The 21,346-nt window shown below is 61.6% G+C and carries 20 protein-coding genes; 7 read left to right on the top strand and 13 right to left on the bottom strand.

From position 1 onward, the window contains the following. Positions 1 to 12 precede the first annotated feature (12 nt). Genes GM415_RS05325 through GM415_RS05310 form a run of 4 tightly spaced genes read right to left on the bottom strand, consistent with a single transcriptional unit; the run spans position 13 to position 4,712 of the window. Positions 13 to 1,554 (bottom strand): HAMP domain-containing sensor histidine kinase, encoded by a 1,542-nt coding sequence (locus GM415_RS05325; protein WP_158946787.1) that lies wholly within the window; start codon positions 1,552 to 1,554, stop codon positions 13 to 15. Then, positions 1,547 to 2,086, bottom strand: coding sequence for a YfiR family protein (locus GM415_RS05320; RefSeq protein ID WP_158946786.1), 540 nt, complete (start codon positions 2,084 to 2,086; stop codon positions 1,547 to 1,549). The genes GM415_RS05325 and GM415_RS05320 overlap by 8 nt, the downstream gene beginning before the upstream one ends. After that, complete coding sequence (locus tag GM415_RS05315; protein ID WP_158950784.1) at positions 2,086 to 4,002, bottom strand: TonB-dependent receptor plug domain-containing protein; 1,917 nt, start codon at positions 4,000 to 4,002, stop codon at positions 2,086 to 2,088. The genes GM415_RS05320 and GM415_RS05315 overlap by 1 nt, the downstream gene beginning before the upstream one ends. Further along, positions 4,002 to 4,712 carry a response regulator transcription factor gene (locus GM415_RS05310; RefSeq protein WP_158946785.1) on the bottom strand — a complete coding sequence of 237 codons (711 nt, stop codon included), beginning with the start codon at positions 4,710 to 4,712 and terminating at the stop codon, positions 4,002 to 4,004. The genes GM415_RS05315 and GM415_RS05310 overlap by 1 nt, the downstream gene beginning before the upstream one ends. Positions 4,713 to 4,965: 253 nt before the next feature. On the opposite strand from GM415_RS05310, the gene GM415_RS05305 reads away from it, so the two are divergent. The 7 genes from GM415_RS05305 (at position 4,966) to fliD (ending at position 13,973) form a co-directional block, all read left to right on the top strand. After that, positions 4,966 to 5,820: a flagellin N-terminal helical domain-containing protein gene (locus GM415_RS05305; RefSeq protein WP_158946784.1), complete on the top strand. Its 855-nt coding sequence runs from the start codon at positions 4,966 to 4,968 to the stop codon at positions 5,818 to 5,820. 333 nt (positions 5,821 to 6,153) lie between these two features. After that, a complete protein-coding gene (locus GM415_RS05300) occupies positions 6,154 to 6,735 on the top strand; it encodes an RNA polymerase sigma factor (RefSeq protein ID WP_158946783.1) in 582 nt (193 codons plus the stop codon). Further along, the gene (locus GM415_RS05295; protein WP_158946782.1) at positions 6,732 to 7,421 is read left to right on the top strand and encodes a flagellar hook assembly protein FlgD; all 690 of its coding nucleotides are present in this window, start codon (positions 6,732 to 6,734) and stop codon (positions 7,419 to 7,421) included. The genes GM415_RS05300 and GM415_RS05295 overlap by 4 nt, the downstream gene beginning before the upstream one ends. 34 nt (positions 7,422 to 7,455) lie before the next feature. Further along, entirely contained in the window at positions 7,456 to 9,003 is a 1,548-nt protein-coding gene (locus GM415_RS05290) for a flagellar hook protein FlgE (protein WP_158946781.1), read from the top strand. Between the two features lie 25 nt (positions 9,004 to 9,028). After that, positions 9,029 to 11,038, top strand: coding sequence for a flagellar hook-associated protein FlgK (gene flgK, locus GM415_RS05285; protein ID WP_158946780.1), 2,010 nt, complete (start codon positions 9,029 to 9,031; stop codon positions 11,036 to 11,038). Between the two features lie 16 nt (positions 11,039 to 11,054). Next, positions 11,055 to 12,242 carry a flagellar hook-associated protein FlgL gene (gene flgL, locus GM415_RS05280; RefSeq protein WP_158946779.1) on the top strand — a complete coding sequence of 396 codons (1,188 nt, stop codon included), beginning with the start codon at positions 11,055 to 11,057 and terminating at the stop codon, positions 12,240 to 12,242. A 9-nt stretch (positions 12,243 to 12,251) separates the two neighbouring features. Further along, positions 12,252 to 13,973: a flagellar filament capping protein FliD gene (gene fliD, locus GM415_RS05275; protein WP_158946778.1), complete on the top strand. Its 1,722-nt coding sequence runs from the start codon at positions 12,252 to 12,254 to the stop codon at positions 13,971 to 13,973. Positions 13,974 to 14,226: 253 nt separating this feature from the next. Here the strand turns inward: fliD and GM415_RS05270 are convergent, their stop codons facing one another. The 9 genes from GM415_RS05270 to GM415_RS05230 all read right to left on the bottom strand — a co-directional run bounded on the left by GM415_RS05270 (position 14,227) and on the right by GM415_RS05230 (position 20,924). Continuing rightward, a complete protein-coding gene (locus GM415_RS05270) occupies positions 14,227 to 15,054 on the bottom strand; it encodes a mechanosensitive ion channel family protein (RefSeq protein ID WP_242012359.1) in 828 nt (275 codons plus the stop codon). A 154-nt stretch (positions 15,055 to 15,208) separates the two neighbouring features. Continuing rightward, positions 15,209 to 15,778 carry an Hsp20/alpha crystallin family protein gene (locus GM415_RS05265; protein WP_158946776.1) on the bottom strand — a complete coding sequence of 190 codons (570 nt, stop codon included), beginning with the start codon at positions 15,776 to 15,778 and terminating at the stop codon, positions 15,209 to 15,211. A 207-nt stretch (positions 15,779 to 15,985) separates the two neighbouring features. Next, positions 15,986 to 16,891 carry a 30S ribosomal protein S6--L-glutamate ligase gene (gene rimK / locus GM415_RS05260; RefSeq protein ID WP_158946775.1) on the bottom strand — a complete coding sequence of 302 codons (906 nt, stop codon included), beginning with the start codon at positions 16,889 to 16,891 and terminating at the stop codon, positions 15,986 to 15,988. Further along, positions 16,888 to 17,373, bottom strand: a complete 486-nt coding sequence (locus GM415_RS05255; protein WP_242012357.1) for an ATP-dependent zinc protease family protein — start codon at positions 17,371 to 17,373, stop codon at positions 16,888 to 16,890. The genes rimK and GM415_RS05255 overlap by 4 nt, the downstream gene beginning before the upstream one ends. Then, positions 17,366 to 18,016: an SET domain-containing protein gene (locus GM415_RS05250; RefSeq protein WP_158946774.1), complete on the bottom strand. Its 651-nt coding sequence runs from the start codon at positions 18,014 to 18,016 to the stop codon at positions 17,366 to 17,368. Before GM415_RS05250 ends, GM415_RS05255 begins: the two co-directional genes overlap by 8 nt. Positions 18,017 to 18,078: 62 nt before the next feature. Continuing rightward, positions 18,079 to 18,351 carry a hypothetical protein gene (locus GM415_RS05245; RefSeq protein ID WP_158946773.1) on the bottom strand — a complete coding sequence of 91 codons (273 nt, stop codon included), beginning with the start codon at positions 18,349 to 18,351 and terminating at the stop codon, positions 18,079 to 18,081. A 10-nt stretch (positions 18,352 to 18,361) separates the two neighbouring features. Next, complete coding sequence (locus GM415_RS05240; RefSeq protein WP_158946772.1) at positions 18,362 to 18,922, bottom strand: GNAT family N-acetyltransferase; 561 nt, start codon at positions 18,920 to 18,922, stop codon at positions 18,362 to 18,364. A gap of 68 nt (positions 18,923 to 18,990) precedes the next feature. Continuing rightward, positions 18,991 to 19,257 carry a hypothetical protein gene (locus GM415_RS05235; RefSeq protein WP_158946771.1) on the bottom strand — a complete coding sequence of 89 codons (267 nt, stop codon included), beginning with the start codon at positions 19,255 to 19,257 and terminating at the stop codon, positions 18,991 to 18,993. Between the two features lie 269 nt (positions 19,258 to 19,526). After that, positions 19,527 to 20,924: a sigma-54-dependent transcriptional regulator gene (locus GM415_RS05230; protein WP_158946770.1), complete on the bottom strand. Its 1,398-nt coding sequence runs from the start codon at positions 20,922 to 20,924 to the stop codon at positions 19,527 to 19,529. Positions 20,925 to 21,346: the final 422 nt, after the last annotated feature.

Raw genomic sequence — 21,346 nt, 5'->3', positions numbered from 1 at the left:
AGAAGTTAGAAATCACGACGCGCCGTCTTCCACCGCTTCGGAAACGTCGGCCGGGACGGTCTTCTTGAACCGGATGGAGATCAGCGTGCCCATGTCATCTCCGGTACGCAGGGCGATGTCAGCCCCGTGCGTCTTGGCCACCAGCGCGGCAAAATAGGTCCCCAGGCCGGTGCCGTTCTCCTTGCCCCTGGTAACGTACTTGTCGAAGAAGCGGCGGCGAATTTCGGCAGGCACGGCCACGGGATTGGTCACATGAACTCGCCCGTCCCCGACGCTCTCGAAGGAGACGGTCACCAAGTCGCCGGGCCGCGAGGCCTCGATGGCGTTCTGCATCAGGTTGCGAAGCATGGTCCGCAGCAGTGCGGCCTCGCCGGTAACCGGGAAGAACTCGTCGCCCACAACCTCCCTGCCGTCGAGATCGATCCCCAGCTCCACCCCCCCTTTTTCCAGCAGGGGGGCGAACTCCTCCTCCAGCCCGCAGACGATCTCAATGAGGTCCACGCGGGAGGTGCTCAGGGTGTAGATGCCCTTTTCCATCTTGAAGATGTCGAGCTGATTGCTGATCATGTCCAACATCCGGTAACCCGCCGCGCGGATGCGCCGGATATTCTTCTGCTGACCGGGGGTCAGGCCGCCCTCGTTGAGCAGGATCTCCGGGTAGCCGATAACCAGGCTCAACCCGGACTTGAGGTCGTGCCGGTTGATGCGCTCCACTTCCTCCCGGATCATCTCGGCCTTGGCGCGCTTCTTGATTTCGGAGAGCAGAAGGCGGTTGTTACGCAACAACTCCAGCTGGTTGCGCCGCAGCTCCAGAGTCCGCTCGTCCACGGTCGCCTCCAGGATCTCCTTGTGCCGGTTGAGCTGGTCGTCGCGAAGCTCAACCCTGCGGAGCATGGCGTTGAATTCGGACACCAGTACGCCGATCTCGTCGTCGCCCTCATAGTCCACGCGACGGGAATAGTCCTTTTTCCCGGATATCTCGCGGACCACGGAGGTAAGTTCGGCCAGAGGATCCCCCAGTTTGCGCCTGAAGCGCCAGGCCATCCGGTAGCTGAAGAAGAATATGACAGGGAAGAGCACGGTGCCCACCAGGAGGTAATCCTTGAGTATCTTCCACTGCTCTTCGAGGGAGATTGCGAGGACCAGCACGCTGCCCTTGGCCCCAGCGGGGACCGGAGAGGCGATGACCATGTCCGAGAAGCCCGAACTGACCGTGAGCGAAGAGACGTCCACCCGTGCCGGAGAGACTCCGTACGCGGCAAAAGGCGTTGCGGACGTCCCCACATAAACAGCGGCCCCGGCCACGTCGCGGACCAGGGAAAGGGTCGCCAGGCTCTCGGCTGCGGCCGCCGGGTCATCGAAATCCACGGAAGCGGCCAGGGAGGCGGCCAGCAGCTCGGCCTGAGCACTCGCCCGCTCCGCCGCGGCCTGGCGGAACCCGTAGACCGTGGGGCCCAGGTTCAGCAGGAACCCCAAGATGAGCGCCAGCAGCGTGGTGCCGAGGATGGCGGCGGCGATCTTCCGCCCCAGAGGGGTGAGCCCGACATCACTCATCGTCATTCTCCCGATATATCTGTGCTATCCGCAACAACTTGGAACTGATGTACAATCCGGCCCGCTCAGCAGCCACGGGGTTGACCTGCAGGCGGATCTTGCCGCCCACCATGCGGAAGTTGACGATGACGCCCAGTCGAAGATTCTGTGCACTCTGCCCGATGGTCAGCACCGGCCTCCCGGCCTCCCGCTGGAGGATGGCGGCGGCCTCCCGTTCCGGAGCGTTGTTGACCACGAGGACGTGGAACTTCTCGGCGGGCCACTGCACCAGCTCGAAATGATCCGGTCCGGCGGCGGAGTCGAAATACGGCCTGAGGCTCCGGGCGTCCGTGGCGGCGACGATGAACGGCTCGCCCGGCGCGGGACCAGTCGCGCCCGGCCAGGCCACGTACTTGACCAGCCGCTGCACGAACAGGGCCTGCAACTGCTCGCTGCTGGCGGTCAGCCGCCTGCCTCCGGCATGGGCCGGAGCCGGGAAGAGGAGAGTCATCCCCAGGAGGAGCGTGGCGCACAGGGTCCGAATTCCGCGCATCAGAAGTCCCAGGTTATGCGCAGATCCACGCTCGGTCCCACCTGGAGGCTGGAGTATTGTTCCGTGGCCTCGCCGAGGTTCCGTCCGATGAGTTCGAGCATGAGGGTTTCGGAGGCCCGCCAGGATGTATGGGCTTCCAGGGAGAAGTAGCCGGGGAGGTTGCGATCGGTGGGGCCATCCATGTAGCCGACCAGGAAATCGAACCCCACGTCCTTCATGGGCGTGGTCATGGTCTGGAGCTTCAGCTCGTAGCCGAGCCCTTCCTCGGGCATGGATTCGCCACCGGGGGGTTCATCCATGCCGTAGATGTTCTGGTAAATGGTGCTGGCCGAGGGACGCAGGGTAAGCCAGTCCGCAGCCTTCCACTCCAACTGCGCCTCCACCCCGTAGGCCGTGCCCTTGAGCACGTTGCCCAGGGTGGCGGTATGAGTGGCGTGGTTGAATACGAGCATGGCCAGCTCGTCGTAGTCGTTGACATACAGGGAGAGGTCCCAGCGCAGGTCGGGCGCGATCCGCTGCCGGTAGCCCGCCTCGTAAGAGAGCAGTTTTTCCGTGGTCAGGGAGTCTGGCGGATTCACCGTGTACGCCACCCCATGGTCGTCGATGACGTAGCTGCCGCTCCGCTGCCAGCGGGTATCGGCGCGGACGGCGCGGGACACGGCCAGCCAGAACTCCTTGTCCCCCCGGGTGTGCAGTAGCCGGGCCGTGGGTTGTATTTCGATCGGAGTCTGCCCGAAGTAATCGAACTTGGTGCCGAGGGTGAGGTAGAGGCTGTCTTCGCTCAGGGTGATCCGGTCCATGGCGAAGCCGTTGGCCGTGAAGGTGTACCGGTTGTCCTGACCGATGCTGGTGTGGTCTCCGCTCTCGATATTGTCCCAGTAGTAGCGGCTGCCCATGCCCCAGGTGAAACGGTGCGCGCCCATCTGTTCGGCCGCGTACTGGACCTCGGCGTCCAGGGTGTTGGTGCCGCCGGTGAGGTCGTCCACCGAGGTCTCGTTGCGGGTGAAGGAGGTCCGGAAATTGATGCCGGAATCCAGCCCCAGGGCTCTGTTCCAGACGAACTGGGCGTAACCGTTAACTCTGTCCCGGGTGTGCGAGTCGTAGACGTGCATGTTGGCGGAAGCGCCGTCCTCGATGCTGGAAACCGAAAGATCGCCCTGGAGGGAAAGCGCATCGGTAAAGGCATTTTCCCAATCGGTGCGAAACCCGAACCGCTTCTTCTTCCAGTCGCTGGAGCTGCGGGCATCCTGTTTCTCGGCGATCCAGTTGCCGGACTGGTAGCCCAATTCGGTGTAGGCCCGGTAGTTTCCGTTGTCTCCCAGGGCTCCTCCGTAGCGGAGGGTCTCGGACACGCCCGAAGTTCCGGCCAGGGTCACGCTCTGCCCGCCCTGGGTCTCGGCCGCAGTCTTGGTGATGACGTTGATTACCCCGGTGAACGAGTCCGCGCCCCACAGGTGGGTCCAGGTGCCTTTGACCACCTCGATCCGCTTGACCATGCTCAGGGGCACGATGTCGCCCCAGTCCACTCCCGCCGTGGTCGGGGAAGTGATGGGCCTGCCGTCCAGGAGCACGAGATGCTTGTTGCTGAGCAGACCGTTGAAGCCGCGAATGCCCACGGCCCAGCGGTCCAGGTCCATCTGGGCCACATGTACGCCGGGCACGAGCTTGAGCACCTCGGCCAGGGAGGTGGCCCCGGATCGGAAGATGTCCTCCTCGTCGAGCACGACGATGGCCCCCGCCACCTGGGACAGGGGTTCGGCACGGCGCGTGGCCGTGACCACTTCCACCTCCATCAGCTCCTCGAGATCCAGGGAGGCGAGCTCGCCACTGTCATCGCCAAGGGCCGCGACGGGATAAAGGCCGAACAGAAGGGCGTAGCAGAGCCACAATGCCAGGGCCGCCCCTCCGCTCCGCATCACGCCTCTCCCGGCTGGGGCGCGGCGAGCAGGTATCCCTTGCCGCGAATGGTCTTGATGCTGACGTGATCGCCGAGCTTTTTGCGCAGGTTGCTCATGTGCACGTTGAGAACGTAGTCGTCGAAATCCTCTCCCCGCCCCAGGGCCTTCTCCATGAGCGAGCCACGTTCGACCACGCTGCCCATATTCATGGCCAGCTGTTCCACCAGGTCGAACTCGGTGGAGGTCAGGTGCACGGGGGAGTCGTCCAGGGCCAGGGTCCGGGCATTGCGATTCAGGGTGACGCCACCGAACTCGATGGTCTTCTTGAGCACCGGACCGGACCGCCCGTCCTCTCCTTCCGGGACCGCCGAATAACGGCGTAACACGGCGCGGATTCGCGCCAGCAGCTCGCGCAGGGCAAAGGGCTTGGCTATGTAGTCGTCCGCGCCCATTTCCAGGCCGACCACGCGGTCGATCTCGTCTCCCCTGCCGGTGAGCATGACCACAGGCACCTGGGAGTGGGTTCGCAGTGAAGAGAGGATGTTGAATCCGCTCATGTCCGGCAACATGACGTCCAGAAGAACGAGCCCGTATTCCTTGTCCTTGAGTTTGCCCAGTCCTTCCTTTCCGCTGAAGGCCACCTCCCAGGTGAAGCCTTCTCCGGCCAGGTAACTGGTGACCATTTCCGCCAGTTCCGGGTCGTCGTCGACGAGCAAGATGTCATTCATTACATACTCCTTTAGTATCAAAATAAGTATTTAGATTGGGCAGAGGAATCATTTTTTTGTTAAATTTTATAAATTACATAAAGAAACATTAAGACAGACTGTACTTTTCTAATCAGCCACTGCACTACCGAGCAGGGAATTTTTTTCCCACATGAACGGTCTGCGCATTTTCCTCCGTATACATGTGCAAATTGAATCCGACTCATGGTGAATCGGGTTCTGCATGGATGCACAAGCTTTCAAGGAGGAAAGTATGTCTCTGGTAGTTAACAACAACACTATGGCTAATTCGGCAGCCCGCCACCTCAACGACGCCTACAACGCGTTGAGCACCTCAACCGAACGACTCTCTTCGGGACTTCGCATCAACTCCGCTGCGGACGATGCGGCAGGACTCGCGGTCCGCGAATTGATGCGTTCCGACATCTCGACCCTCGACCAGGGAGTCAGGAATGCCAACGACGGCATCTCCATGATCCAGACTGCGGACGGCGCCCTCTCCGTCATTGACGAGAAGCTCATCCGCATGAAGGAACTGGCCGAGCAGGCCGCCACCGGCACCTACACGGATGACCAGCGGCTGATCATTGACTCGGAGTACCAGGCCATGGCCTCGGAAATCACCCGAATCGCCAACGCCACGGACTTCAACGGCATCTACCTGCTCAACGGCAACCTGTCCGGCACCGGCCTGACCGTGCATTTCGGCACCGGCAACGACTCCGCCGAGGACAAGTACGCCGTGACTATCGACACGTGTACGGCCTCCTCGCTGGGAGTGGGCATTGGCAGCGGCACCGGTGCCGGCGCCACCGTCTCCACCCAGGCCCTGGCCCAGGCCTCCCTCGAGGCCCTGGACGCGGCCATCGTCTCCAAGGACAAGATCCGCGCCAATCTGGGAGCCATGCAGAACAGGCTCTCGGCAACCATTTCCAACCTGGAAATCCAGGCGGAAAACCTCCAGGCGGCGGAATCCCGCATCTCGGATGTGGATGTGGCCACTGAAATGACGGAGTACACCAAGCAGCAGATCATCACTCAGTCTGCTGTGGCCATGCTCTCTCAGGCCAACTCTCTGCCGCAGATGGCGCTGTCCCTGATCGGCTAGCCATCACCTTCTCCAAGACGGACCGGCCCGGGATGACCTCCGGGCCGGTCCTCTCCTTTAGTAATCGCCGCAACCCGGCGGATGGTTGCACTTTTTTTCGCCCAAAAGGCAAAAAATGCCTCCCCGTACTGCGACTGCATCACTGCCCTGAAACAATGCTTCTGAACGGGAAATTGTATTAAGATTTATTTATTTCAGCTTCAGAATCGTAGTGAGAGCAAACATAAAACTGATGAATTCAGGATAAATGAATATTTCAAGTTAATAATACTTTCCATTTAATTAATGCATCGCGGCATTGCAGTTGCTGAATTGCCTGTCAGGAGGTCCGCAATGAGCAACATACTCGCAGAAATGGAACGATCCAGAGAAGAAGTATCGTATACCACTCTCTTCAAGGAACACTCAAAGTTGATATACAAGCTTATCCACAACTTTGTGAAAGCGAAGAATATCAACCTTCAAAATTCAGAAGTAGACGATATTTTCCAGGAAGTGGCGCTCAAAATATTCAAGAATGACTATATTTCCAAATACAACAGTGAAAAGAGCTCGTTCATTACCTGGTTGAACATCATCTGCAGAACGACCGCCATCGATTACTACAGAAAGAAGCTGCGCTGGATGGAAGCAATCCTTTCGGAGAGACATCCGGCCAGGACCTTCCAGACCGTGGACGCCGTGCTTTTCAGCCTGCCTGCGGGCGTGCTCACCGGACGCCAGACCGAAGTCATCACCCTGCTCTTCAAGGAAGGACTGGAAACCGGCGAAGTCGCACAGCGGCTCGGCATCACCAACCGCACGGTCCGCAGTCTCAAGTTCCAGGCCCTGGAACGGCTTCGCGACCACTATGGCGCTTCCGCCCCCATTCATGCGCCCCGAACTGCGGAGACGCAGAGGAGGAAGGTCTCATGAGCACCGTCACCACCAGCTATTACGACTCCCTGACCTCCTCCAGCACCACCAGCACCGTGGAATACACCACCACGGACGAGCTGACCTCGCTCACTTCCGAGGACTTCCTCACCCTGCTGGTCACGGAACTGGAATACCAGGACCCCACCGAGCCCATGGACAACACCGAGATGGTCAACCAGCTCACCCAGTATTCCCAGCTCGATGAGCTGACCTCCCTGAACGACAAGATGGACACCCTGACCGACGCGCTGACCGCCATGAGTTCGGTCTCCGGCCTGGGCTACATCGGCAAGGAAGTCGAGGCCGAGGGCTACACCGTGGTCAAGGACGGCGACGACGTCTCGGACCTCTACTTCGAGCTGGAGGACGACGCCGCAGAGCTGACCATCAACATCTACGACTCCAGCGGCTCCATCGTGAACACCCTGACATACAGCGATGTGGAGTCCGGCACCTCCACCTTCACCTGGGACGGCACCGACTACGACGGCGAGGAATGCGACGACGGCACCTACACCCTGGTGTTCAGCGCCACGGACAGCGACGGCGAGGACCTCGACGTGTCCACCACCACGACCGGCACCGTGACGGGCGTGAGCACCACCGACGACGGCGTGGTTCTGGTCCTGGACGACGGGCGAACCGTCAACCTGACGGACGTAACCTACGCGACCGGCTCCTAGGACCGGCGGGAACGAGAAATCAAGGAGATTCGACATGAGTATCACCGGCTCCATGTATACCGGCATTTCCGGCCTCCAGGCCCAGAGCGAAGCCACTTCGGTGGTCAGTAACAACCTGGCAAACTCCACCACCACGGCCTACAAGAGCTCCTCGGTCCAGTTCGAGGACGTCTTCTACTCCACCATTTACGCGGGCGGCAGTTCGGACCAGATCGGCAACGGCGTGACCGTGGCCTCGGTCAACACCGACTACTCCCAGGGGTCCTACGAATCCACCAACTCGGACACGGACGTGGCCATCAACGGCGACGGTTTCTACATCGTGGTCGACCCCGACACCAACACCACCTACTACACCCGCGCGGGCAACTTCTCCTTCGACACCGAGGGCTACCTGGTGGACGCGCACGGCAACCGGGTCCAGGGCTGGGCCATGGAGGACGGCTCCATCTCCGGGTCCCTGGTGGACATCCAGCTCGACGAGTCCCAGTCTCCGCCCAGCGCCACTACCGAGGTTCAGTTCGCCCTGAACCTGGACTCCACTGAGACGGACAACGCCACCTCCTCCACCGACCCGTACACCGCTCTCTTCAACTACTACGACGGAACCCAGGACCCGCCCATCGGCGACTCCCTCTACGCCTACTCCACGACCATCACCATCTATGACGAAAACGGCTCGTCCCATGACCTGACCGTCTACTTCGACAAGGTGGAGACCTCGGATGACGGCTCCATCGTCTGGGAATACCTCGTCACCTGCGACGCGGACGAGGACGAGCGAGTCTTCTCCGGCACCGACCTGGACACCACCAGCGCGGCGGGCCTGCTCATGGCCGGAACCATCACCTTCGACACTTCGGGCCAGCTCATCTCCACCACGGCCTTCACCCTGAGCGACACGCCTTCGAGCACCGACCCCCTGGACATGGACAACTGGGAACTGGCCGAGTTCGACGACGAGGGCAGCCCCGTGCTGGAGGCCAACTTCACCGGCGCGGACGAAAACCAGGAGATCGGCTTCAACATCGGCCTGACCAACACGGACTTCGCCTCGGGCTCGGGATGGGACACCTCGGGCGGCATCACCACCCTCTCGGCCATCGGCACCGCCGACCCGGACGACCTGCCGACCTTCAACAACGCGGTCCTGGGTACCAGCGCCACCACCAGCTACAGCGACAGCTCGGCCACCTACTCCCTGCTTCAGGACGGCTACGCGCCCGGCACCCTCATAGACGTCTCCATCGACGAGAACGGCGTGCTCTCGGGCAACTACACCAACGGCCAGTCCGAGGAACTCTACTCCTTCGCCCTGGCCGACTTCACCAACCTCCAGGGGCTCTATTCCGAGGGCAGCAACCTCTACTCCGCCACCACCGACTCCGGCCAGGCGCGAATCGGTACGGCGGGCTCCGCCGGATTCGGCACCATCACGGCCAACGCCCTGGAGCAGTCCAACGTGGACACGGCCACGGAGCTGACCAACCTGATCATCCTCCAGGCCGCGTATCAGGCCAACTCGAAGATCATCACCACGGCGGACACCCTGCTTTCCACCGCCATCAGCATGAAGCGCTAAACCAGGACGCTTCAGGAGGCCCGCCATGCTCAACAACCTCTACAACATCGCCACCACGGCCCTGCAGAACGCCCAGGTGTCGGTGGACAATGCGTCCAACAACATCGCCAACGCGGACACCGAGGGATACCAGCGGACCACCGTCGTCTACGAGACCAGCGAGTCCATCACCATCTACGGACTCACCGTGGGCACGGGCGCGGACGTGGCGGCCATCCAGTCCGAAAAGGACGACTTCGTGGAGGCGCAGTACCTGGAGGCCTCGGCCGATGCGGCGCGGGAGACCGCGGCCCTGGAATACCTCTCCCAGCTCGACACCCTGCTGGATCAGGAAGAGGACAGCGGCCTCAACTACATCCTGGGCGAGTTCCTGGACGGCTGGAACGAACTGACCACCGACCCGGACTCCTCGTCCGCGCGGGAAGCCCTTCTGGGCGAGGCCGAGACCCTGGTCTACGCCCTCAACTCCACGGCCGAGGAGCTGGAAACCATGGCCGACACCATCGACTCCGAGATCAAGAGCCAGATCAGCGACGCCAACCAGCTCATCGAAGACATCGCCGCAGCCAACGCGGCCATCACCGCCAACCCGGACGACACCCAGGCCATCTCCGACCGCGACCAGATGATCCGCGACCTGGACGAGATCATCGGCGTGGAGGTCATCGAGCAGTCCAGCGGCGCGGTAACCATCCTGACTGAGGAGGGATACACCTTGGTAGACGGAACCAGCACCCACAGCCTTGTCTACGGCACCGCCCAGGTCACCTCGACCCTGATTCGCGATTCGGACTACGAGGGCACCCTGGAATATTCCGGCTCCTCCAGCGAGGAGATCCTCATCGAATTCGTCTCTTCCGGCGCGGACGGTACGGCCCAGTTCAAGGTCTCGACCGACGGCGGCAACACCTGGCAGACGGACGAAAACGGCGACACCCTACTCTATACCGCGGGCGACGAAGACTCTTCCGTGACCATCGAAGGCGTGGAGATCTGGTTCGACGGCACCGGCGACCACGCCGAGGGCGACCGCTACACCGTCATCGCCAAGAGCGGCCTGTACTGGGAAAACGGAGACGGCAACCTCCAGAACATCACCCCCATGACCGACGACAGCGGCAGCGACGTATCCGGGCGGACCTCGAGCGGCTCCCTGGCCGGACTGTTCATCGCCAGGGACGACACTGTGATCCCCACCCTGGACGACCTGGACGACCTGGCCGAGGCGCTCATCTGGGAAGTCAACGAGGCCCACTCCGAAGGGGTCGGACTGGAAGGGCAGACTTCCCTGACCGCCAGCTTCTCCGTGGACGACGCAAGCGACGTGCTGAGCAACTCGGGACTCGCCTACGCCGACCGGATCGAGGCCGGGGACATCGCGCTCTACACCTATGACAGCGACGGCGAGGTCTCCACTTCGGCCATCATCTCAGTCGACCCGGCCACTTCCACCCTGGACAGCGTGGCCGCGGACATCAACACGGCTTTCGGCGGGGAGTTGACGGCCACGGTCACCGACGGACAGCTCACGCTTTCCTCGGCTTCGGACATGACCTTCGAGATCGGCGAGGACACGTCCAACCTGCTGGCCGCCCTGGGTATCAACACCTTTTTCACCGGCAGCGACGCCGCATCCATCGCCCTCGACGCTACCGTGGCAACGGACACCTCCCACATCAACGCCGGGACCGTGAACAGCGACGGCAGCGTGAGCAGCGGCAGCAACACCGTGGCCGAAACCATCGCCACCCTGGCCGACGAGACGGTCACCGTGGGCGACACCGAGACCTCCCTCACCGAGGCCCTGTCGGCACTGGTCACCGAGGTGGGGTCGGCGGCGGCCTCCACCGAGCTGAAGCAGACCTACGCGCAGACCTCGGCGGACTACTATTACGACCAGCAGGCCTCGGCCAGCGAAGTGAACATCGACGAGGAGCTCATCGCGCTGACCAAGTACCAGCAGGCCTATCAGGCGGCCGCCGAGATCATCACCGTGACCCGCGAAATGATGGATACCATCCTGGACATCGTCTAGGCGGCAAGGAGCGACCATGCGCATCAGCACATCTCAAATATTCTCGCAGTCACTGACCCAGTTGAACTCCTCGCTCAACGACGTGGCCAAGCTGAACGAGATCAACAGTTCGCAGAAGCGAATCAACCGCCCCTCGGACGATCCGGCGGGCATGGGGCAGGTGGTGGAGTTGCGAGCCTACGATCAAACCCTGAGCGGCTACGTGGACAACTGCGGCGTGGCCTCGGACTACCTCTCCACCGCGGACGAGGTCCTCAACGATGCCAGTGAAATCATCGCGGCGGCCATGGAACTGGCCGAACAGGGCGCAAGCGAGACCTACACCGAGACGCAGCTTCAGGCCATGGCCCTGGAGATGGAGAGCTACCTGGAGAGCCTGTTCGCCATCGCCAACACCCAGACCGGGTCCGATTACCTCTTCGCCGGGGACGACATTGGAGACAACGCCTATGAGTTCGGCCTGGGCGTCACCCTGCCGGGCGAGACGCTGTCCAACGCCTCCTTCGTGGAACTGAGCGGCGAAGTGGACTCCACGGTCACGGTCCAGTTCACGAGCGACGGGACCATCGGCACCGATGCCATCGACTACCAATATTCCACGGACAACGGCGAGACCTGGACCACGGCCACCCTGGCCGCCGGCGATACGGTCCTCGACCTGGGGGACGCCCAGGTGGAGATGGCCACGGGCACCGTGGTCTCCGCTGCCGACGGCGAGGGAGAGGGAGAATTCTACCTGCGCCAGGCAGTGGTCTACACCGGGAGCGACACGGCCATGTCCGTGTCCATCTCGGAAAACACCAGCGTGGACATGACCACGGTGGGCAGCACCATCTTCGGCGGCTTGGACGACACGGGCACGCCCTACGACGGGGCCAACCTCTTCGAGACCATCAGCGACTGCATCGTCTGCCTGGAGACCGGCGACTACGACGGCGTTGCCGATTGCCTGGAGGTGCTGGGCGACGCCCACGAGGTAGTGGAGACCGGGGCGGCCAACCTCGGTGCCAGGGAGACCAAGGTCTCCTACACCGAGCAGTCCCTTTCCCTGGTCCAGAGCCTGACCGCCAACAGCATCAGCCGCGAGGAGGATGCGGACGCGACCCAGATCATCGTCGAACTGGAACAGGCCAACTACGTCTATGAAGCGGTGCTCAACTCGTCTGCGGACATCATGAAAATGAGCCTGCTCAACTACATCTAGGAGGTTGTCATGGGATATGTTTCCTCGGTTTCCAGCAGCGTCAGTTCCTACGAACCGGTGACCACCTCCGGCGAGATATCCTTTTCCGGGCTGGGTAATGGCACGGACTTCTCCGAGATCATCGACGCCACCATCGATGCCGAGAGCTTCCAGTTGGAGGCGTACGAGGCGCAGCAGGAGGAGAACGAATACATAATCGACATTCTGGAGGAACTGGAGGAGGCCATCGACGACTTCAACGAGACCCTGGACGACATCGACGAGCCGGACGAGTTCTACTCCCTGCTCGGCGAGTGCAGCAGCGACGAAGTCGAGGTGGACGTGGACGGCGAGGCCGAGGAAGGCACGCACACCATCGTAGTCAACCAACTCGCCCTCAACGACGTCTGGGTGAGCAACGACCAGGGGTATGACTCCGAGGACACCGTCATCGCGTCCGAGGCCACCACCCTGGAGGTCGAATTCCAGGGCGAAACCATCTCCATTGATGTGGCCGCTGGCACGACCCTGAACGGCCTGGTGACCACCATCAACGGCAGCGTTGACGCCCGCGACAAGTTCGAGGCGGACCTGATGTACGACGGCAGCAGCTACTATTTCGTGCTGAACAGCACGGACGCCGGGGCGGACAACGTCATCACGGTCACGGACACCGGTTCCCTGACCGGCATGTCCGTGGACGGGTTCGTCAACACCCAGACCGGCCAGAACGCCCAGATCAAGGTGGACGGCTTCCCGGTGGACGAGGACGCCTGGATCGAGCGCGACACCAACTCCATAGACGACGTGGTGGACGGCATCACCTTCGAGCTCAAGGAGACGACGGACAGCGACGGGGTCATCGTCACCGTGGAGTACGACACGGACGAGATGTTCGACACCATCACCGAATTCGTGGAGGGACTGAACCAGATCATCCTGGATCTTCAGCTCATCACCGGCCGGGTGACCGAGGAGGAGGACTCCGACGAGGAGACCTACACCCTCAACAGCTACGCCCTGGACATCATGTACAGCGAGATCAAGTCGATCATCTCGTCCGGGGCGCTGGGCTTCCAGTATTACGACGAGGATGAGGGCGGCGACTATTACAGCTCCCTGTCCCAGATAGGCTTCTACACGGATACGGATGAGGATTCGGATACTTACGGCCAGCTATTGCTGGACGAGGACGAACTGGAGGAGGCCCTGGACACCGACCCGGAGGCCGTGGCCCAGCTCTTTGCGGCCCGGGCCGAAGGCGAATCAGACAGCTCGGATTTCCAGGTCATCTCGGTCATCGACACGGTCACGCCCGCCGGAGACCACACCGTGGAATACACCGTTGAAGGCGGCGAGATCACCTCGGCCACCATCGACGGCGAAGAGGCCTCCGTGGACGGCTGGACCATCCTCGGCACCGGCTCCAGCGCCAAGGGGTTGTACCTGTCCATAGCCAACCAGGCGGACGGCGACTATTCAGGCACGGCGCGGGTCAAGCAGGGCAAGATCGGTGAACTCTCGGACGCCCTGGACAACTACACAAACGAGGAAAGCGGCACCCTGGCCATTCTGATCGAGAACTACGAGGACAGCGTCGACAGCCTGGACAACCAGATCTACAACGAGGAAAAACGGCTGGATTCCCTGGAGACGTCCCTGCAACGGAAATACTCCGCGCTGGACTCCCTGCTCAGCACCTACGAAACCCAGGCCGACACCTTGAGCAGCCTGCTCTCGTCATCATCATAGGGAACAGCGTCGGTACGCTCAGGAATCGCCCTGCTTACGTTTCCGGCGCTCGTGTCCGGGGGCTGGCTTTCCCGCTTTTTTTTCCATGAGCCGCTTCAGGGTCTCGGGCGGGATCTCTACTGGCAGAATGGTCATTTGCTGAAGGCCTGTCTTATTGAAGATCCGCGCCCGCAGGAGCAGGACGCGTATTCTCTTTATCGTGGCGAAATCAGGGGAGGTTACAAGAAATTTACCTGCCGGGTCGGCCAACAGCCTATTCCTGCGTCTGAGCCAGCTCCACGCCGAGCTCCGGGCAGCGATCCACAAAGCCGGTGAGGATGAAATCCCCGCTCTCGCGGCTCATCCTGGAGCTGCACAGGTAACGCAGGGTGAGACGGAATCCGCCGGTGACCACGCCCAGATAAACACGGGGCGTGGTCTTGCGGAAGAAAACGCCCTTCGTCTCGAAGAACCGCTTCACCCGCTCCAGGTCCACGCCCTCCCGGGCATAGTATTCCCCCACGGTGGCCAAGAGGGCGTCCCTTGCCGCCTCGCGGTCGCTTTCGCGGGTGATGGTCACGCCGATCTCGTTCCAGACATACCCGGCACCGCGCGTTGCGTTGATCACGGGCAGGGTCAGGGCCAGGGAGTTGGGCACCTTGATCAGCCTGCCGGTGCTGTGCCCTGCGAAATCGTTGTTGCCCACCTCCAGCAGGGTGAAATAGAACAGCCCCTTGTCGATGACATCACCCGCGCAGTCGCCCACCTGTACGCGGTCGCCGATGGCGAAGAGCTCGCGCCAGAGGATGACGAACGAGCCGAGGAAATTCAGGATCAATTCCTTGGAAACGATGGTCAGGGCCGCCGCCACCACGCTCAGAACGGTCACGATGGGGCCGAGTCCGTCCATCCAGATAAAGACCAGACACAGGGCAAAGACGGACAGCCCGGCGTATTTGATGACGAAGCCGGATTCGGCAGGCTTGCCGCCACGCCTGCGGGTCATTGCGCCCGCAAGCCTGGCCAGCAGGAAAAGCACGAGGGCCAGGCCAAGGCTGTACGCGGTCTTGAGGACGTAGGGATTGTTGAACAGTTCTTTCACGCTCTTCTCCGATTGGACAACTCGCCGGAAGTGATAACACCGGTCCCCGGTCCGAGGCAACCGACGCGGCCGGCCCCTGCCGGGCCGAAGCTTCCACCAAAAGACAAACCCCGGTCGCATGGGCCGGGGTTTTCACTGTTGCGGCGTGGGGCGGTCACGCCGTCTGTTCGCTGTCCACCGCGATCTTCCTGGTCTCGCCCCCGACCGCCCTGGTCCTCGGCATGGTCACGCAGAGCACGCCCTTGGTCAGCTTGGCGCGGATGTTTTCCCTGTCCGCGTCTTCGGGGATGTTGAAGACGCGGCGGAACGAACCATAGGAGCGCTCCACCCGGTAGTAGCCCTTTTCCTCGGTCTTCTCGTCGTGCCGCTTCTCCGCGGACAGGATCAGCACGTCGTCCTTGAGCTCGATGGACAGGTCCTTCTCTTCCACGCCGGGGAGATCGGCCTCGATGACGTACTCCTTCTCGGTCCCGTAGACGTCGACCTTGGGCTTGATGGCCACCTTGCCGAACCCGGCCTCGCCCGCGCCGAACAGACCTCCTTCCGCAGGCAGTCCGAAGCCCGTAAACATGGACTCGACCATGCGGTCGAATTCGTCGTGGAAACGGTCAAGCGGCGACACGGCTCCGGTACCGCCGCGCCCCGGCTTCCTGACAGGCAGGGAGTGTTCCTGCTCCCGCTCTTTCCTGAACCAATTCCAGGGGTTCAGCTTTGAAACAGTCATGACATCCTCCTCTGAAGGTTAAGGTTGTCTCCTATTCAATGGATACGTCCGTTTCCAGTGGAGTCAAGGATGCGAATCGGGAAATAACACCCCCTCTTCCAGTACCAGCCCAGGGAGCTGCCCCAAAAGAAAGCCCCCGGCATGCGCGAACATGCAGGGGGCTGATATCGTTGAATCAACGGGACTGCTCCCACATTCGAAAGGCCGTTATCCCTTGCCCTTGGTCTGCGTCCTGCCCGGCTTGGCGTTCTTTTCCGCGAAGTCGATGATGCGGGCCGCCATGTTCTTGCCGGTCACGGTCTCGATGCCCTCCAGCCCGGGAGAGGAGTTGACCTCCATGACCACCGGGCCGTGGTTGGTACGCAGCAGGTCCACGCCGCAGACGTTCAGGCCCATGATCTTTGCCGCCCGCATGGCCGTGGAGCGCTCCTCGGGGGTGATCCGGATGGCAGAGGCCGAGCCGCCCCGATGCAGGTTGGAGCGGAACTCGCCGGGCAGGGCCTTGCGCTGCATTGCGGCCACCACCTTACCGCCGATGACCAGGCAGCGGATGTCGCAGCCGTTGGCCTCGCGGATGTACTCCTGGACCAGGATGTTGGCCTTGACGCCCTGGAAGGCCTCGATGACGCTTTTGGCGGCCTGATTGTTCTCGGCCAGGACCACGCCGATGCCCTGGGTGCCCTCCAGCAGCTTGACCACCAGCGGCGCGCCTCCGACCATCTCGATGAGGTCGTCGGTGAACTTGGTGGAGTTGGCGAAACCGGTGACCGGAAGGCCGATGCCCTTGCGTGAGAGCAGCTGCATGCTGCGCAGCTTGTCGCGCGAGCGGGTGATGGCCACGGACTCGTTGAGGCAGTATACGCCCATCATCTCGAACTGGCGGACCACGGCGGTGCCGTAAAAGGTGATGGACGCGCCGATGCGCGGAATGACCGCGTCGATGTCGGAGAGGTCCTCGCCCTTGTAATGGATGGTCGGGTTGTGCGAGGCGATGTTCATGTAGCAGCGCAGCGGATTGATGACGCGCATGTCGTGACCGGCGGCACGGCCGGCCTCTACCAGGGCGTTGGTCGAATACAGGGATCGCTTGCGCGACAGGATGGCAATTTTCATGAGTCTTCCAAATCAGGGTAACAGGTTTCAATTTCAATTTTTCCGGCCTGGTAGGAGAGGTGCGGATCGACGACCAGCCTCCCGCGCATGGCCGAGCGGCCCAACAGCATCCGGAATTTCATCTCGTCCCGGCTGGTCAGGGTCAGCTCGATGGGCCATCTTCGGCCCGCCACTTCGAGGGTGGTGCCGACAACGTACCGTTCCTGGCTCCTGCCGCCGGAGTTCTTCACCTTCCGCTTGTCCAGCAACGGGGCTTCGCAGGGGATGGAGATGTCGTCCCGCCCCTGGAGTGGATGGATGCAGAAGCGGACGAACCGCTGCCCATCACGTGTAAACGTCGTCACGTCAAAGGCGTGGATGGCCGAGGTGGCCGCACCGGTGTCGATCTTGGCCTTGATGGCAGGCACAAAAAAATCGGGCAGCGAGATCCACTCCCGCCACCCGATGGTCATCTTTGGGTATCTTGGAGTTTTCTTAGCCATTGGCTTCCTGATAAACGGCGCCGATGGGTCCGGGAGGCAGGTCCGCTTCCTTGCACGCCGATTTGTAGCGCAGGGCCGTTACTGAAGTGTACGGCGCCTCCGCGCAGAGATACGCCCGCAGCTTCCGCTTGTCGTTGTCTTCCATGTAGGCCATCAGCGGCTGTTCCACCTCGGGCACCCGCGCCAGGGCCGGGATGATCATCCGATCCCACTCCTCATGGTGGGTCTCGATGTCGTCCGGCCGAATGGTTCCCCGGCAGCAGGGGCAGTTGCAGGACACGGGAATGTCCTCCTCCACGTTGAACAGCCCATAGTCGTCGCAGATCTCCTCGCCGCACGCGATGTCGCGGATGGCAATCTCGAAGCCGTAACCGGTGCTGATGGTGTTGCAGTCGCAGCGGTGGTTGACGTATTTGGCGTTGTCCCAGCTGAGGATGCGAACGCCGCGCTCGTCGGTGTAGGCGTACTTCTCGGCCTGTGCCCGGAGCGGTTCGTCCAGGGCGTGAAACGCCTCGTCGGTCAACTCGATCTCCAGCCTGTCCTTGACGTAGACGATGGTGCCGCACGGGATGTCGGCGGTGGCGAAGACACCGCGGCCCATGGCCGGATCGATGAATCGCACTTCCGTATCAGGATGTATCATTCTCTTTAACTCGTGATGGCCTGGGCGGCTTTGACCGTTCAGGGCTGACAGTTTCGGCGCAACTACCAGTTGTCGTCGTCCATGTAATCCAATTCGTCTTCCACTTTGTATGACCGAACCTGAAAGCGAAGCTCATTGGGGTATTCCCGGATCACGCCCTCGGCGGTCACCCACCTGTCGATAAGATCGTAGAGCTTCTTGCCGTTCTTGTCCGGCTCGACAACAAATTCCTCTTCCCCATCCACCAGGAGCACGACACCGGATACCGATTCGTTGTCCCAGTCCAGGGGCAGGACCTGCCCGTACAAGGTTTCTTCATACACATCCAAAGCCATGCCGCCCCCTTTACTGGTACTGCGAAATTTCTTCGGCCTCCACGCCAAAGCGGTAAACCACGCCCCCATCATTGGGGATGAACTGCTTGCAAAAGCGGTGTTCCTGGACGAAATCGTTGGCCTCGTAGAAGAGGCGGGCGTTCTCGTAGGCCCGGTCCATCCCCGTTTCAAGGAAAATTCCCTTACCGCCGTTAGCGGCTATCTGGCGCTTCATCTCGAGCACAAGGGCGGTGCCGATGCCCAGCCGCTGGAACTCTCCGTCCACGGCGATGCCGTACATCTCGTAGTCGCCGGTCCAGTGGGCGATGGGACCGAAGCAGATGAAGCCGACCGTGCGCGCACCATCCTCCTCGCCCGTCACGGCCTGCAAAAAAGTGTGGGCCTCCCTGCCGTCGCCGTAGGCGCTGTCCCAGGCCATGTCCTCGGCGGCCATCAGGGCGTCCGAGGAGAACAGGCCGCTGTTGCCCGCCATTTCCAGAATGGCTTCCACATCGTCGGGCGTCAGGCCGGACACGATCCTGATCTCGCGCACCTCGCGCGAATCAACCGCTTCACTGATCAAATTGTCCATGGTGTAACTCCGTGTTGTTTTCATCCCGGCCATGGACGGCCCGCATCCGGCGGGACCGCCTCAGCGCCCTACGCCCCGCCGAGAGGGGTAAAACTCTCGACGATGATCGATTCGCCCATGTCCGAGCGGAGCACGGAGCCGGTGAAGACAGCCTCGGTCTGCGAAAGGGAAAGCAGGACCGGAAACCGATCCAGGTTCTCCACCCGCACCTCGCGCTCGCCCTCGCAGGCGATATGCACCTCGGTGACACGAAACTGGTCGTCCCACTGCTCGGGGACGACCACGCCACGGATGGTTTCTCTGCGCCTGCACGATATGTTCGAAGCCTGGGTCATTCGGTTCCTCGACTGATCTTTGCCAGCCCCCAAAGCATCGACCATGCCAACCGCATAACAGACTGAAATACAGGGATTTATTTTAGAAACCCAAAGAATGAAACAGGAACTAAAAGTTCCGTAAACAAAAAGGATGGGGCTGGAAACGCTGCTTTCCGGGGAAACAGAAGGAGTGAGAGTGCGACCTGTCGAAATAAACTAGCTATATTTTCAACAAGTTAAATAAGAATAAGAATTTTAAGATCGCATTGGGCTCTATTTCGGAATTTTTATTTCTTATTCTTGTAAGGTTTCTTGTCCAGCCCGTGGCGGTTCATGAGCTTGTTCAACTGGCGGGTGGTTATCCCGGCGTGCTCGGCGGCGTCCTTGATCACGCCCCCGCACAGCTCCAGGACGCTGGCCAGGTACTGCTTTTCGAAGGTGTCCACCGTAATGCGGCGCGCCTCCTTCAAAGGCAGGTTGGTCCGCACCGGCGCGGTGACCATCTCTCCCTGACCGCCCAGGAGGTCGGGAGGGAAACTGTCCGGAGTCAGCACGTCGCCCGGCTCCAGGATGCAGGCGCGCTCGATGACGTTCTCCAGCTCGCGCACGTTGCCCGGCCAATGGTACTCCATGAGCCGGTCCAGCACCTGGGGGTGGATGCTCTTCACCTCGGTATTGAGCAGCCCATTGAACTGCTTGATGAACCCTTCGGAAAGGCGGGGGATGTCCTCGGCGCGTTCCCGCAGGGGAGGAATGCGGATGGGGAAGACGTTCAGGCGGTAGTAGAGGTCCCGGCGGAAACGCCCTTCCTCCACCAACTGGCCCATGTCCTCGTTGGTGGCGGCGATGATCCGCACGTCCACCGCCAGGTCGCTCTCTCCGCCCACGCGCTGGATGACCCGCTCCTGGATGACGTTGAGCAGCTTGACCTGTACCGACTGGCTGACCGTGCCGATCTCGTCGAGAAAGATGGTGCCGCCGTGGGCCAGCTCGAACTTGCCCAGCTTGCGCCGCACCGCGCCGGTAAATGAGCCCTTTTCATGGCCGAAGAGCTCGCTCTCCACCAGCGTATCCGGAATGGCCCCGCAATGGACGCTGATGAACGGCATATCCCTGCGGTTGCTGTGGGCGTGCAGCAGCTTGGCGATGAGACTCTTGCCGGTGCCGGTCTCCCCTGTCAGCAGCACGGTGGTACGGGTCCCGGCCACCTGACGGAGCTTGACGAACACGTCGCGCATGGCCTTGCTGCGCGTGTCCACGTAGTCGAGGGACTCCTCGTTCCAGAACTGGTCGCGCAGGTAGTCGAGTTCGGATTGGAGGACGTCGGTCCGGCGGACCTTGTCCATGACGAGGCCGAACTCCTCCCTGCCCACGGGACGGGTGAGGTAGTCGAAGGCCCCCGCCTTGACCGCGTCCACGGCCTCCTTGGTCTGGCCGTCGTCGGCCATGACCACGATGGCGGCGGACGGATAGTGCTGCCAGAGGTCCTCCAAAGCCGAAGAAATGGAGCCGTCGCCGTTCAGCAGGGTTTCGACATCGACGAACAGCGTGTCCACCTCGCGGTCGCCCTCCGGGGCCGTCTCATCAAGACCGCCTCCGGCCCCGACGACCTTCCCCTTTCCGAACAGCTCCTCGACATCCTCCGAGCGGCCTCCGTCGCGGGTTATGACCAGCATTTTCCTCATGGGCGGAACTCTCCTTGATCCACCCGATATCACTTGTCTATCCATTTGTATATCCCATGCCAGGGCTGACGAAGTGACCCATGCAACAAGCCATAATAACAAATAAAATTGCCTCGCTAAACGAGAAGAGAAAGGCCCGGCCGACCGCCCCGGCTCCGTCCGGCCTGATGCGTAAAGCGACTTGAGCGCACCTGGAAGGCCGAACGCAGTCGGCAAGGCTTGGGACGAGGGCTCGTTGATATGATTTTTGCCGCGCTCGCGGCTCGTGGAATACCGGCGATGGCTGCCGAAAAAAATTCAAAGGCGAAAGCGGAAAAGACGCAAGGCCGAAGCGTGTCAGGATACGCGGCGCGTTGGACTTTTCGCAGCGACGCCGCAATCGAGCCCCAGCCAACAGCTTAAAGCCGCGCCAAAGGGCGCGG

The sequence above is a fragment of the Pseudodesulfovibrio cashew genome, from assembly GCF_009762795.1.
Taxonomy (GTDB): Bacteria; Desulfobacterota; Desulfovibrionia; order Desulfovibrionales; family Desulfovibrionaceae; genus Pseudodesulfovibrio; species Pseudodesulfovibrio cashew.
Note: the sequence above shows the minus strand (reverse complement) of the source record. Positions and strands in the feature narration are given on the sequence as shown.